We start from the raw sequence: 13,727 nt of genomic DNA on the forward strand, positions 1-13,727 counted from the left end.
CACCCGGACAGAGTGCCGGACACGCGCCGCCCGGCACAGCACCCGGACGACGCGTCACATCACAACAGGGCAAACATTCCCTGCTACGGCACTAGCTTGCCGTGCATGACGAAGACGACGCCCCCGGCGGCCCCCGTGCTCGGCGCCCGCGCCCTCAACCGTGCCACCCTCGACCGGCAGCTGCTGCTGCGCCCCTCCGCGCTGTCGGCCGAGGCCGCCGTCGAGCACCTGCTCGGGTTGCAGGCGCAGAACGTCAAGCCGCCCTACTATGCGCTCGCCGCCCGCCTCGACGGTTTCGTCCCCGAGACGCTGTCGACGTCGATGGCCGAGCGCTCGGTCGTCCGTATCGTCACGATGCGTTCCACCATCCACACCCACACCGCCGCCGACTGCCTCACCCTGCGGCCGCTCGTCCAGCCCGCCCGCGACCGTGAGTTGACGTATTTCAGGAAGGGGCTCGTCGGCGTCGACCTCGACCGGCTCGCCGCCCTCGCCCGCGACCTCGTCGAGGACGGGCCGCGCACCATGAAGCAGCTGCGCGAGGCGCTCTCCGCCGAGTGGCCCGAGGCCGACCCGCAGTCCCTCGCCGTCGCCGCGCGCTGCCGGCTCCCCCTCGTCCAGGTCACCCCGCGCGGACTGTGGGGCAGGAGCGGGCAGGTCGCGCTCACCACCGCCGAGCACTGGCTCGGCCGGCCCACGGAGCCCGCCCCGACGGCCGACTCCGTCGTCCTGCGCTATCTGGCCGCCTTCGGGCCGGCCTCCGTCAAGGACATGCAGACCTGGGCCGGCCTGACCCGGCTGCGCGAGGCCTTCGAACGGCTGCGCCCGCGGTTGCTCACCTTCCGCGACGAGCGGGGCGTCGAGCTCTTCGACCTCCCCGACGCCCCGCGCCCGGACCCCGAGACCCCGGCGCCGCCCCGCTTCCTCCCCGAGTTCGACAACCTGCTGCTCTCCCACGCCGACCGCACCCGTGTCGTCCCGCCCGAGTACTGGGGCCGCTCCTGGCAGGGCAACCAGGCCTACTGCACCTTCCTGGTCGACGGCCTGCTGGCGGGCGTCTGGAGACTGGAGCCGGACGCGCTCGTCGTCGAGCCGTTCGGCGACCTCACCGGGGTCCAGCGGGCGGACGTCATGGCGGAGGGCGAGCGGATGCTGGCCGTCATGCACCCGCAGCAGAGCCACGACATCCGCTTCGGCACGGTCCTGCGTTGAGCCCGCACGCGACAAACCCCCACCGGGGACCGGTGAGGGCTTGGAGAGGGGGCGCTGCGGGCCGCTCGTGGAGGCTCGCAGCGCCCCCTGGTCGTTCCCTGAGGGGTGCTCAGGAGTTCTCGCGGGTCACGCGGTCGACTCGGTGACTACGAGTTGACCTGCGTGGTGACCAGGCTGGAGAAGGTGGTCAGCCGGGTGTACACACCCGGGTAACCGGCCTCCGCGCAGCCCTCGCCCCAAGAAGTGATCCCTGCCAGGACGCCCCCGATGAGCAGGGGACCGCCGCTGTCGCCCTGGCAGGTGTCTACGCCGCCGGATGAGTATCCGGCGCAAACCATGTCGGTCTGGACGAAGTCCGAACCGTAGGAGCTCGCGCAGCTGGAGTCGGACACGATCGGGACGGTCGCGGTCCGCAGCTGGTTGGAGGAGCTGCCGTTCTCCGAGGTGGTGCCCCAGCCCAGGACGCGGGCGGTGGTGCCGGCCGCGTACACGCTGGTCTGGGACGAGGAGACGTACGACGCCGTGGTGTACGGCATCGACGTCGACAGGGTCAGGACGGCCACGTCGTCGCCGTTGGTGGCGTCCGTGTAGGACGGGTTGATCCAGATCTTGCTCACCCGGCTGACCGTGCCGTTGGTGCCGTTGAGGTAGGTGCGCCCACCGACGACGCGCACACTGCTCGTGGTCTCGCCGACCATACAGTGGGCGGCCGTGACCACCTTGGTCGCCGAGACCAGGGTGCCGCCGCAGAACTGGTTCTGCGAGGCGTCCGTGATCTGCATCATGAACGGGTAGGTCGTGGTCGTGGTCGTCGTGCCGCCGACGATCGGCTGGGGCGCTGCGACAGCGGTGGGGGCGCTGAGCAGTGCGGTCGCTGCCGCGGCGGCGGTCGCCGCGAGGACGGCGGCGGTCTTCTTCACGCGGTTGAGCCCGAACATGGATCTCCTCGGTGGGGATGGCCGGTGGGGGGTCGCGCGGGTGTGGGGGGAGTGCACGGGGGTCGCGGGACCGACCCCCGTGTGCCCGGGCGAGCGGCACGTCCCTTACGCTAGGACCCGGCGCCCGCACCTCCCAATGAGGGAACCCCCTAGGGGAGTTGGGGCAGGGAAAACCCTCGGTCGTCCCAGGGAACGCACAGCCGCCGCCGAACGTCCTCTCAGTGAAGCCGCCGCGCGGGGCGGGTCGCCCCCCTAAGTACAGGTAGCCCGTGAGCGGCAGTTAACCCGCGGATTCCTCACTTCGCGTGACGCCCCGCCGCCAGTCGGACGATGTCCACCCGCGAGCGGATCCCCAGCTTGCGGTAGACCCGGGTCAGGGTCGCCTCGACCGTCTTGACGCTGATGAACAGCCGCGCGGCGATCTCCCGGTTGGTCGCGCCCTCCATCACGAGCGCGGCGACCTGACGCTCCATCGAGGCCAGCCCCTCCAGCGCGTCGGACGGCAGCGTCTGCTGGGGCACGGCCGCAGCCGTCTCCGGCGCGCCCTCCGCGGCGGCCAGCTCCACCTGACGCAGCCAGGGCAGCGCCCGGCACCGCCGGAACAGCCGCGCCGCCTCGTCGTACGAGGTCGGCCCCGGCCCGGGTCCCGGCTGCCGGGTGCGCAGCCGGGCCTGCGCGAACGCCGCCCGCGCCTCCTCCAGGCCGTATCCCAGCTTGGCGAGCCGGTCCTGAACGGACGTCAGCCGGGACAGCGCCGCCTCGTGGTCGCCGAGCGCCGCCCGCACCATCGCCTCCGACCGGTCCAGCACGGCCAGCACGCTCTCCCGGCCGAGCCTGAGCGCGTGCTCGCGGGTCACGTCGATGACGTCCTGCGCCTCGCCCGCCTCACCGACCCGGACCAGCGCCTCGGCGAGGTCGCCGTGCCAGCGGCCCCGCGCGGGGTCGGTGATGCCCAGGCCCTGCTCCAGCTCCCGCACCCGGCGCAGCGAGCCGACCGCGCCCGCCGCGTCGCCGGCCACCAGCTGGGCGTGGCCCAGGGCGGCCAGGGCGCGGGAGACGTACATCTGGTCGCCGTCCTCCTCGGCGTGCTCCGCCGCCTCCCGGGCCAGCGCCAGCGCCCGGTCCACGTCACCGCCGGAGGCCTCGGCGAGGGAGGCGAGCATCGCGGAGGCGCCCAGGCCGATCCCGGAGTCACGGGCCAGCCGGAGGCTCTCGCGGGCCAGGTCGAGGGCGCGCCCGCAGTGCCCGGAGCGCAGTTCGGTCTCCGCCAGGAAGCGCTGGAAGTGCACCTCGCTCTCGACCATGCCGCGCCGGCGCACCTCGCGCAGCAGCGCGGTGATGGTCGACCGGGCCTCGGACAGCTGGTCGCTCATCAGCAGCCAGCGGAACCCGGCGGCGCCGACGCCGTTGTGATGACATGCCACATACGGGTCCTGAGGCTCCTTCAGAGCCCGCTTGATGGTCGCGGGGGCGTTCGGATGGCCCATCAGGGTCTCGGTGGACGACTGGAAGGACAGCGCCATCAGCTCGGTGCGCCGGTCGCCGCCGCGCGCGGCCAGCTCCGCCGTGTGCGCGGCCTCCTGCCGGGCCTCGGCGAAGTCGCCCTCGACGATCAGCTTGCGCCAGGCCAGCCGGTAGTGGACCAGGGCGAGCAGCCGCGGGTCGTCGCCGGCGTCGGCGAGGGCCTGCGGGAAGACGGCGTCGACCTCGCCGAGGGACTGTCCGGCGGCCTCGATCACCACCTCCCAGGCCCGGATCCGCTCGGCGGGCACCGTCGCCCGGGTCAGCACCTCACGCGCGATCTCCCGGGCGAGGTCGACCTCGCCCGCGGTGATCGCGTCCTCGGCCGCCTGGAGCCTTCGGTCGTCGGGGGCGGGGGAGCCGTCCGGCGGGGTGTGGCGGGCGGCGAGCAGTCCGAGCGAGGCGGCGACCGAGGGCGCGCCCCGGTCGCGGGCCAGCGCGGCGGCTTCGGCGAGCCGGGCGGCCACCTCCGGGTCGGTGCCGGTGGTGGCCAGCGCGAGGTTGCGGGCCCGCTCGATGGGGTCGGAGGCGGCGGTGGACAGCGCGGCGTGCGCGGCCCGGCGCTCCTGCGCGGGCGCCTCCGCGTAGAGCGCGGCAGAGATCAGCGGATGCGCGAACCGGACGGCCGGACCCTCGGGCTCCGTCGTCAGCAGCCCGAGCGCCGCGGCCTGCGCGGTCTCCGCCTCGGCGTTCTCACGGCCGGCCGCGTGCAGCAGGGCCAGCGTGGGACGGGCGCCCGCGCTGGCCACGAGCAGGGTGCGGCGGGCGTCGTCGGAGAGCATGTCGAGCCGGCTGAGCACCAGGGCACGCAGCGAGGTCGGCACCGGCAGGGGCTCGCCGGGGCGGGGCGGGGTCGGGTTCTCGCCCAGGGCGCGGCCCAACTCCAGCGCGAACAGGGGGTTGCCGCCGCTGGTGCGGTGGATCTCCCGCACGGTCGAGCGGGGCAGTGCGGTGTAGCCGCGGTGGTCGAGCAGCGCGGAGACCTGTGCGCGGGAGAGCGGACTCAGGCGGACGGCGAGGGTGTCGGGCGGGGACGCGCGTAGATGCCGGTCGTACTCCTGCCCCTCCGTCCGTACCGCGCACAGCAGTTGGACGCGGGTGTCGCCGAGGCGGCGGGCGGCGAAGCCGAGGAGCTCGGCGCTGGCCGAGTCCAGCCACTGCATGTCGTCGGCGACGAGCAGGACGGGGCCCGAGGCCGCGAGCGCACGCAGGGCGGAGAGCACGGCCAGCCGCAGGGCGAGACCGTCGCGTTGCAGAGTCGATTCTCCGCGGCCGGTGAGCGCCGACTCCAGGGCCGTGCGCTGGGCGGCCGGCAACTTGTCCGAGATCTCGTCCAACACGAGGCCGAAGAGGTCGGCCAGGGCCAGGAAGGGGAGGTGGGATTCGGACTCGGTCGCGGAGCAGCGCAGCACGGTGCGCGCCGCGTCGCCGTAATCCGCGGCCAATGCCCGCAGCACGGTCGACTTTCCTATTCCGGCGGGGCCGTGCAGCAGCACACTGCCGCCGCGGGTCAACTGGTCACGGGCGGTCGTGAACAGCTCCTCCCTGCCGATGACCAGGTCGGGGCGGCATCTGGCAGGCTCCTTGAACTCCCGTCGCACGGTCACCGCTCCCCTCCGAGTGTCGTGTCCGGGCCAAATTCTAGGCAAGGACTCTTTGAAATCCGGAGACACGACGTGGTGAGGGATATAACAACATGGCGCATATGTAAATTCATGGCGGCGGCAGGTGAATGGTCGCTTGTCGTGAGGGGCCTCCCTGGCTTGATGTGATCGTTGCTCCCGGCATCCTGCCCGATGCGCGTCACGGGAATGTTGCGCCGTCCACGCGCTACGGCAGCAGACCGGCCCTGCGGGCCGCGACCACCGCCTCTCCCCGCGTGTGCGCGCCCAGTCTGCGCATCGCCGACCTGAGGTAGCCCTTGACCGTCTCCGGACGCAGACCCAGCCGCTCGGCTGCCGCCGCGTTCGTGGCCCCCGCCGCCACGCAGGCCAGCACGTCCAGCTCGCGCGGGGCGAGGTCCAGCGGATGCCCCGGCAGGCCTGGCCGCCCCGGCGGTGCCGCCGGTGCCGGGTGCGCGCGGGGGGTCAGCAGTCCACAGGCGTCGAGGAGTTCGGCGCGCAGGACAGGGTCGGCGATCCGTGGGGCCAGGGCGCGAAGGGCCGCGTGGGCCTCGCGGACCTGCTCCCGGTCGGCCGCCGCACCGGCACCGTCACGGGCGCCTGTCCCGGTGCTGGTGCCGGCACCACTACCGGTGCCGGGCCCGCCGGCCGCCGGTCCGCCGGGCCGGATCGCCGCCAGCAGATCGCGCGCCTCGTCCTGGACCACCAGCGCCTGTTCCACGTCCCGCGCCGCCTGCACGGCCGCGGTCAGCGTGCGGTCGCCCAGCGGCTGCGCCGTCCGCAGCGCGCCGTAGAGCACTCCGCGCACCCGGCGCCGTACCACCACCGGGATCGCCAGCACCGAACGCAGGCCCTCCTCGGCGACGGCCGCGTCGTACTCGTGACTGATCTGCCGGGAGAGCGAGTAGTCGGTCACGGCGCACGGGCGGGCCAGCGCGACCGCCCTGCCGCCGAGGCCGTTGCCCGGGATCACCGCCAGCCCGCGCAGCGCGACCCCGGTCGCGCCGCTGAACTCGCTGATCCGCATCTGCTGCCGCCCCGGCTCCACCAGACCGCCGAACGCGACCGGCAGCCCCGTCGCACGTCGCAGCCGCGCCAGCGCACCGCGAATCTCCGCCGTTCCGGCTGCGTCTGCTGCCACGTTCTCGCCCTTTCCGCGCGGCGTGGTGCCGCACACCCCCGTTCGGGGGTAGTGAGACCTGCATCACGGATTACACGATGTCAGAGAGCCGCCCGGCAATGGTCCGGCACCGAGGAGGACAGATGACGACGGCGACGGAGCGTTTCCGCAGCGCCCGCGACTTCCTGCTGGAACACCGCGAGGACTACACAACCGCTTACGAGCGTTTCGAGTGGCCCCGCGCGGAACGCTTCAACTGGGCCCTCGACTGGTTCGACGCCATCGCCGACGGCAACGAGCGCACCGCCCTGCACATCGTGGAAGAAGACGGTTCCGAAACCCGTCTCACCTTCGCCGATCTGTCCGAGCGCTCCGACCGCGTGGCGAACTGGCTGCGCGGCCGCGGGGTCGCCGCCGAGGACCGGATCCTCGTCATGCTCGGCAACCAGGCCGAGCTGTGGGAGACCGCGCTGGCCGCGATGAAGCTGCGCGCCGTCGTCATCCCGGCGACCCCGCTGCTCGGCCCCGCCGACCTGACCGACCGCGTCGAGCGCGGCCGGGTCCGGCACGTCCTCGCCCGCTCCGCGGACGCGGCCAAGTTCGACGAGGTCCCCGGCGACTACACCCGCATCTCGGTCGGCGGCGCGGCGGCCGGCTGGCAGCCGTACGAGGACGCCTACGCCGCCCCGGCCGGCTTCACGCCCGACGGCCCCACCCTCGCCGACGACCCGCTGATGCTCTACTTCACCTCCGGCACGACCGCCCGCCCCAAGCTGGTGGAGCACACCCACACCTCGTATCCGGTCGGACACCTGGCGACGATGTACTGGATCGGGCTCAAGCCCGGCGACGTGCACCTCAACATCTCCTCGCCCGGCTGGGCCAAGCACGCCTGGTCCAACCTCTTCGCCCCCTGGAACGCCGAAGCAACCGTTTTCATCCACAACTACACGCGCTTCGACCCGGCCCGGCTCATGGCGGAGATGGACCGCGCGGGCGTGACGACGTTCTGCGCCCCGCCCACCGTCTGGCGCATGCTCATCCAGGCAGACCTCACCCAGCTGCGCACCCCTCCCCGCGAGGCGGTGGCCGCGGGCGAGCCCCTCAACCCCGAGGTCATCGAGCAGGTGCGGCGCGCCTGGGGCGTGACCGTCCGGGACGGCTTCGGCCAGACCGAGACGGCCGTGCAGATCGCCAACAGCCCCGGCCAGGAGCTGAAGAGCGGCTCGATGGGTCGGCCCGGCCCCGGCTACCGGGTGGAACTCCTCGACCCGGTGTCCGGCGCCCCCGGCGCGCAGGAGGGCGAGATCGCGCTGGACCTGTCCGCGCGTCCGGTCGGCCTGATGACCGGTTACCACGGCGACGCCGACCGGACGGCCGAGGCGATGGCCGGCGGCTACTACCGCACCGGTGACATCGGCAGCCGTGACGAGAACGGTTACATCACCTATGTCGGGCGGGCCGACGACGTCTTCAAGGCCTCCGACTACAAGATCAGCCCCTTCGAGCTGGAGAGCGCGCTGCTGGAGCACGAGGCGGTCGCCGAGGCGGCCGTCGTCCCCGCCCCCGACGCACTGCGCCTCGCCGTGCCCAAGGCGTACGTCGTCCTCGCCGAGGGCTGGGAGCCGGGCCCCGACACCGCGAAGGTGCTGTTCGAGCACTCCCGCGAGGTCCTCGCCGCCTACAAGCGCATCCGCCGACTGGAGTTCGCCCCGCTGCCCAAGACCGTCAGCGGCAAGATCCGCCGGATCGAGCTGCGCGAGGCGACGGCCGCGGGCTCGGCGGACGAGTACCGCGAGGAGGACTTCCGTTGAACTCCTACGCGCACGGCACGAGCGACACCCCGCTGCTCGGGGACGCCATCGGCGCCGACCTGGACCGGACGGCGGCGGCCTGGCCGGACCGCGAGGCGCCGGCCGACGTCCCGGCGGGGCGGCGCTGGACCTGCGCCGCGTTCGGCGCGGACGTCGGAAGTCTGGCCGCCGCCCTGCTGGGCACCGGGGTCGACAACCGACGACAACGCCGCTGGGGGTACCCCCTCTGGGGGAGGGCGTGCCACACCCCGCGTCTGCGGCATGATCGGCCGGGTCCTAGACCGTCCTAGACCCCTCGGGCGTCCAGGGCGTCGGCCATCGCGTTGACCGGCCGCGGGGTGCCCGTGAGGTCCAGGACGAACAGCGGGACGCGGAGCTGGTCGGCGCGGGCGCGGGCGTCGTCCGCGTATCCGGCGAGGGAGAAGTAGACGCAGTCCGCGGACTCCGTCATGGCGGTCAGCCACAGGCACTCCACGTCCCGCAGCGAGGCCGGGCGCACGCTCGGGTCCACCTGGGCCAGCAGCCCGCGCGCGGCGAGCCCGATGCCGGAGGTGGGCCGCTGGTCGGCCCGCCGGATGTCCCCGTGCCCGAGCCAGTTCAGATAGAGCGCGGTGGCCGTGACCGCGTCGCGAGCGGTACGGATGGCGACGGGACGGAAGGCACGGCGTTGTTCCGTGGGTGTGGGTGTGGGTGTGGGTGGCGACGGTGCGGCCGTTTCCGGCTCCGGCTCGGCGGACGGGGCTGCGGACGGGTCCGCCACCGGGATGCGCAGCACCGTTCCGCAGGCGCAGCCCAGCTCCGGGTGGGGCCACTGGTCGTGGCGGCCGCAGGCGGGGCAGCGCAGGGCGATCCACTCGTCGTCCCAGTCCCGGTGCGCGACGGCCGTCGGCGTCGTCCGCCGGTCGAGCACCGGCGTGACGGGCGCGCCGCAGGCGCACGGATAGGACGGCACGGTGTAGGGGCGCTCGCGCCGACAGGCCGGGCAGCGCACCGGCACGCTCTCGGACATGACCCCCATGGTCCTCCTTCGGCCCCCGCTTGTCCGTCTCTTGACGACCTTTGCCCGTCCACTTACATTGCTTCCAGATAGTAGAAAATAGTTTCCGCATTACGGAAAATCTAGAAGTTGCAGGGAAGCTCAGTTCTCACGGCGGGGCGCGACGCGAGAGCGAATCCGAGGAGTACTCCATGGCTCGTATGACCGCTGCCCGCGCGGCAGTCGAGATCCTCAAGCGTGAGGGCGTCACCGGCGCGTTCGGTGTCCCCGGCGCGGCGATCAACCCCTTCTACGCGGCGCTCCGGGCCGCAGGTGGCATCCAGCACACGCTCGCCCGCCATGTCGAGGGCGCCTCGCACATGGCCGAGGGCTACACCCGCACGCACCCGGGCAACATCGGCGTCTGCATCGGCACCTCCGGACCGGCCGGGACCGACATGATCACCGGGCTGTACTCCGCCATCGGTGACTCCATCCCGATCCTGTGCATCACGGGCCAGGCCCCGACCGCCGTGATCCACAAGGAGGACTTCCAGGCCGTCGACATCGCCTCCATCGCACGGCCGGTGACCAAGATGGCGGTCACCGTCCTGGAGGCGGCGCAGGTCCCCGGCGTCTTCCAGCAGGCCTTCCACCTCATGCGGTCCGGCCGGCCGGGTCCGGTCCTGATCGATCTGCCGGTCGACGTCCAGCAGACGGAGATCGAGTTCGACCCCGACACCTACGAACCGCTGCCGGTCCACCGGCCGGCCGCCACCCGCGCGCAGATCGAGAAGGCGATCCGGATGCTGAACGCGTCCGAGCGCCCGCTGATCGTCGCCGGCGGCGGGGTCATCACCGCCGACGCCACCGAACTCCTCGTGGAATTCGCCGAGTTGACCGGGACCCCGGTCATCCCGACCCTGATGGGCTGGGGCGCGATCCCCGACGACCACGAGCTCAACGCCGGCATGGTCGGCCTCCAGACCTCGCACCGCTACGGCAACGCGACCTTCCTGGCCTCCGACTTCGTCCTCGGCATCGGCAACCGCTGGGCCAACCGGCACACCGGCCGCATCGACGTCTACACGGCCGGCCGCACCTTCGTCCACGTCGACGTCGAGCCCACCCAGATCGGCAGGATCTTCGCCCCGGACTACGGGATCGCCTCGGACGCGAAGGCGGCTCTGGCGCTGTTCGTCGAGGTGGCAAGGGAGTTGAAGGCGGCGGGCACGCTCCCCGACCGCTCCGCGTGGGCGGCCGCCGCGCAGGACAGGAAGGCGACCCTCCAGCGCCGTACGCACTTCGACGACGTCCCGATCAAGCCGCAGCGCGTCTACGAGGAGATGAACAAGGCCTTCGGGCCACAGACGCGGTACGTCACCACCATCGGCCTCTCGCAGATCGCCGGCGCACAGCTGCTGCACGTCTACCGGCCGCGGCACTGGATCAACTGCGGCCAGGCGGGGCCCCTCGGCTGGACGATCCCGGCGGCGCTCGGGGTCGCCAAGGCCGACCCTCAGGCGCAGGTCGTGGCCCTCTCCGGGGACTACGACTTCCAGTTCATGATCGAGGAGCTGGCGGTCGGCGCCCAGCACCGGATCCCGTACGTCCATGTCCTCGTGAACAACGCCTACCTGGGGCTGATCCGTCAGGCGCAGCGGGCGTTCGACATCGACTTCCAGGTCAACCTGGAGTTCGAGAACGTCAACTCGCCCGAGCTGGGGGTGTACGGCGTCGACCACGTCAAGGTCGTCGAGGGCCTCGGCTGCAAGGCCATCCGGGTGACGGACCCCGCGGAACTGGGCACCGCCTTCGAGCAGGCGAAGAAGCTCGCCGCCGAGTTCCGGGTGCCGGTCGTCGTCGAGGCGATCCTGGAACGCGTCACCAACATCTCGATGAGCGGCACCAACGACATCGGCAACGTCGTGGAGTTCGAGGAACTCGCCACCGAGCCGGGACACGCGCCGACGTCGATCAGGACGCTGAAGGTCTGACGCTGAAGGTCTGACGCGAGGTCTGAGGCGAGGTCTGACGCGATCGATTGTCGTGCGATCGATTGTGGTGCGACCGGTCGTCGTCCGACCGGGGCGGCCCGTCCGAGGGAAGGGTCGCCCCGTTTCCGTACGCGGTTTCCGTGCGCGTTCCTGAAGTGCTCGGGCCGATTTCTGAGGCGCTCAGTCCGAGCCGCCCCCGCCTCCGCCGCACGAGTACGACACGCCGCCCGTGCCGCCGCCCCGGGGCGCGTTGTGGTGGAAGCCCTTGTCGGCCACCTCGACCCGGGCGGTCAGCCCCGCCCGCAGGGCGAAGCGCGCGGCCACGACGCTCAGGGCGGGTTCCCCGTGCAGGGCGACCGCGATCAGGATGTCGTCCGGCGACAGCCCCTTCCGGTCGGCCGGCAGCGGGTGCTCGGCGCGCAGGGCGCGGAGCGCGTGCCGCGCGGCGCGGGTCCGGCGCGGAGGCAGGGAGCGCAGCATCCTGGCCCCGACGAGTTTGGTCCGCAGCTCGCAGAGCGCCCCGTGCACTCCTGGCCGGGCCTCCAACTCCGCGATGCCTGCCGGGCGTTGCAGCGCCGCGTACACCGCCTTCGGCAGCGGGGGGAGGTCGTCCCCCAGGTCCTCGGGCGACGCCGCCGCCCCCACGGTCCCCGCCCCGCCCGTCGCCCGGATCCGTCCCTGCCTGCCCGCGTCGACCAGGCCGCGCAGATGCAGGGCGAGCACGGCCACCGTGACCGCCGACCGGGTACCACCCCGCATCAGCGCGACCTCGTAGGGCTCCAGCCGGACCGACTCAGTGCCACCGCTCATGTCGTCACCCCCGGAGGCGGGGCCCGCCGCCCCCGTGTCGGCGGGCCCCGCGTGACGACAATGTGCCCTGTCCCGGGGGCGGTTGAAGCCTGCCGGACGACGTTCAGAGGTTGATTTGAGGTTTGACGCGTCCCAGCCGGGGCCCTGGGCCTGCGCTGGGCCGCCCTGGGCCCGCCCTACGCCCCGTGGTGCTCCTCATGATGTTCCGACAGTCCCGGCCAGTCGTCGGGGCCGCCGCCCTGCCACTCGATGAGGTCGCTCTCCTCCACCTCGATCCGGTCCAGGTCGGCCAGGCGCAGGATCTCGACGACGTCGTCGAGATGGGAGGCGACCCCGAGAACGGCGTCGCCCGAGGTGACCCGGCGGGACCCGTCCAGCGCCGGGGAGTGGACCACGATGTGCGGATACTGCGTCGGATTGCCCATGCCTTCAGCGTCCTGCGGGCGGCCGGGATCCGCATGCCGGGCGGAGCCGGGCGGGACGACGTGCGGCGCTCCCTCCTCGGCCCTGCCGAAGGGGGAGCGCCGGGTGTGTGTATCGGCGGCCCACTCTTTCGTGGGCAGGGACCGCGGCGGATGCGACGGAGACGCGGGCCTCTTCCCTCAGGTCGAGAGGAGGCCCCGTTCCTTCACCACCGCACTGGCTCGCACGCCGCCGCGGTCCCTCAGCACGTACGGATCCTGACCTCCCGTCAGAGTCCGTACGTGAGCCGGGTTTCCGGGCGACGCCACCGCCTGGGCGCGACAGGACAGATGTCAGCGGCAGCGCCGCCCGGAAGTCTGGGATCGGCACAAGGAGGGAGAACTCAGAGCTGCGCGCCCGAGAGGCGCTCGACCGAGCGCAGCAGGGCCGAGTGGTCCAGTCCGCCGTCGCCCTGCGCGCGCAGGCTGGCGACCAGCTGGGCGACCACCGAGCCGACGGGCAGGGCCGCGCCGACGCTGCGGGCGGCGTCCGTCACGATGCCCATGTCCTTGTGGTGCAGGTCGATGCGGAAGCCTGGCTTGAAGTCGCGGGCGAGGAAGTTGTCCTTCTTGCGCGTCAGCACGGTCGAGCCGGCGAGTCCGCCGTTCAGGACGTCCAGCGCGGCCTTCAGGTCCACGCCCGACTTCTCCAGGAAGACGACGGCCTCGGCGCACGCCTGGATGTTCACGGCGACGATCAGCTGGTTGGCGGCCTTCACGGTCTGCCCCGAGCCGTGCGGTCCGCACAGCACGATGGTCCTGCCGAGCGCATCGAGGACGGGCCTCGCCTCGTCGAAGTCGGCCTGCTCGCCGCCGACCATGATGGACAGCACGGCCTCCACGGCGCCGGCCTCACCGCCGGACACGGGGGCGTCGAGCACCCGGACGCCCTTGTCCTTCGCCGCCCGCGCGAGGTCGATCGAGGTCTGCGGGGTGATCGAGGACATGTCGATCAGGAGCGCGCCGGTCCGCGCGTTCTCCAGGATGCCGTCGGGGCCGTAGGCGATGGCCTCGACCTGCGGGGAGGCGGGCACCATCGTGATCACGACGTCGGCGTCCCGGACCGCCTCGGCGATGGATCCGGCCGCGGTGCCGCCGGCGGCGGACAGCCGGTCCAGCTTGTCCCGCTCCAGGGTGAAGCCGGTGACGGCGTAGCCCGCCTTGATCAGGTTCTCGGACATGGGGGAGCCCATGATGCCGAGGCCGATCCAGGCGATCTTGGGAAGGGTGTCGCTCGTGTTGCTCGTGTCGCTCAT

10 protein-coding genes and 1 pseudogene are annotated in these 13,727 nt (G+C 72.6%); 4 read left to right on the forward strand and 7 right to left on the reverse strand.

The annotated features are described in order from the left end of the window. The first annotated feature begins 105 nt into the window (after window positions 1-105). Window positions 106-1,212: a winged helix DNA-binding domain-containing protein gene (locus AB0J04_RS37185; RefSeq protein ID WP_363173038.1), complete on the forward strand. Its 1,107-nt coding sequence runs from the start codon at window positions 106-108 to the stop codon at window positions 1,210-1,212. Window positions 1,213-1,358: 146 nt separating this feature from the next. Here the strand turns inward: AB0J04_RS37185 and AB0J04_RS37190 are convergent, their stop codons facing one another. From AB0J04_RS37190 to AB0J04_RS37200, 3 genes are all read right to left on the reverse strand, one after another. Next, the gene (locus AB0J04_RS37190; RefSeq protein WP_363173039.1) at window positions 1,359-2,150 is read right to left on the reverse strand and encodes a serine protease; all 792 of its coding nucleotides are present in this window, start codon (window positions 2,148-2,150) and stop codon (window positions 1,359-1,361) included. A gap of 296 nt (window positions 2,151-2,446) precedes the next feature. After that, complete coding sequence (locus AB0J04_RS37195) at window positions 2,447-5,278, reverse strand: AAA family ATPase (protein WP_363173040.1); 2,832 nt, start codon at window positions 5,276-5,278, stop codon at window positions 2,447-2,449. 223 nt (window positions 5,279-5,501) lie between these two features. Next, window positions 5,502-6,434: a helix-turn-helix transcriptional regulator gene (locus AB0J04_RS37200; RefSeq protein WP_363173041.1), complete on the reverse strand. Its 933-nt coding sequence runs from the start codon at window positions 6,432-6,434 to the stop codon at window positions 5,502-5,504. 122 nt (window positions 6,435-6,556) lie between these two features. Between AB0J04_RS37200 and AB0J04_RS37205 the strand changes: the two genes are divergently transcribed. After that, window positions 6,557-8,227, forward strand: a complete 1,671-nt coding sequence (locus AB0J04_RS37205; protein WP_363173042.1) for an AMP-binding protein — start codon at window positions 6,557-6,559, stop codon at window positions 8,225-8,227. Further along, a pseudogene (locus AB0J04_RS37210) lies at window positions 8,224-8,418 on the forward strand (AMP-binding protein); the annotation flags it as partial. The gene AB0J04_RS37205 and the pseudogene AB0J04_RS37210, both read left to right, overlap by 4 nt. A 95-nt stretch (window positions 8,419-8,513) precedes the next feature. On the opposite strand, the gene AB0J04_RS37215 reads toward AB0J04_RS37210, so the two are convergent. Beyond that, window positions 8,514-9,245 (reverse strand): hypothetical protein, encoded by a 732-nt coding sequence (locus AB0J04_RS37215; RefSeq protein ID WP_363173043.1) that lies wholly within the window; start codon window positions 9,243-9,245, stop codon window positions 8,514-8,516. A gap of 170 nt (window positions 9,246-9,415) precedes the next feature. Here AB0J04_RS37215 and gcl point away from each other — a divergent pair, with 170 nt between their 5' ends. Further along, window positions 9,416-11,200, forward strand: a complete 1,785-nt coding sequence (gene gcl, locus AB0J04_RS37220) for a glyoxylate carboligase (RefSeq protein ID WP_363173044.1) — start codon at window positions 9,416-9,418, stop codon at window positions 11,198-11,200. Window positions 11,201-11,380: 180 nt separating this feature from the next. Here the strand turns inward: gcl and AB0J04_RS37225 are convergent, their stop codons facing one another. From AB0J04_RS37225 to AB0J04_RS37235, 3 genes are all read right to left on the reverse strand, one after another. Next, on the reverse strand, window positions 11,381-12,010 hold the full coding sequence (locus AB0J04_RS37225) for a TIGR04222 domain-containing membrane protein (RefSeq protein ID WP_363173045.1): 630 nt from the start codon (window positions 12,008-12,010) through the stop codon (window positions 11,381-11,383). A 176-nt stretch (window positions 12,011-12,186) separates the two neighbouring features. Continuing rightward, a complete protein-coding gene (locus AB0J04_RS37230) occupies window positions 12,187-12,435 on the reverse strand; it encodes a hypothetical protein (RefSeq protein WP_363173046.1) in 249 nt (82 codons plus the stop codon). A gap of 380 nt (window positions 12,436-12,815) precedes the next feature. After that, window positions 12,816-13,727: a 2-hydroxy-3-oxopropionate reductase gene (locus tag AB0J04_RS37235; RefSeq protein ID WP_363173047.1), complete on the reverse strand. Its 912-nt coding sequence runs from the start codon at window positions 13,725-13,727 to the stop codon at window positions 12,816-12,818.

It is taken from the genome of Streptomyces sp. NPDC050263, from assembly GCF_040655955.1.
In the GTDB taxonomy this organism is placed as follows: domain Bacteria; phylum Actinomycetota; class Actinomycetes; order Streptomycetales; family Streptomycetaceae; genus Streptomyces.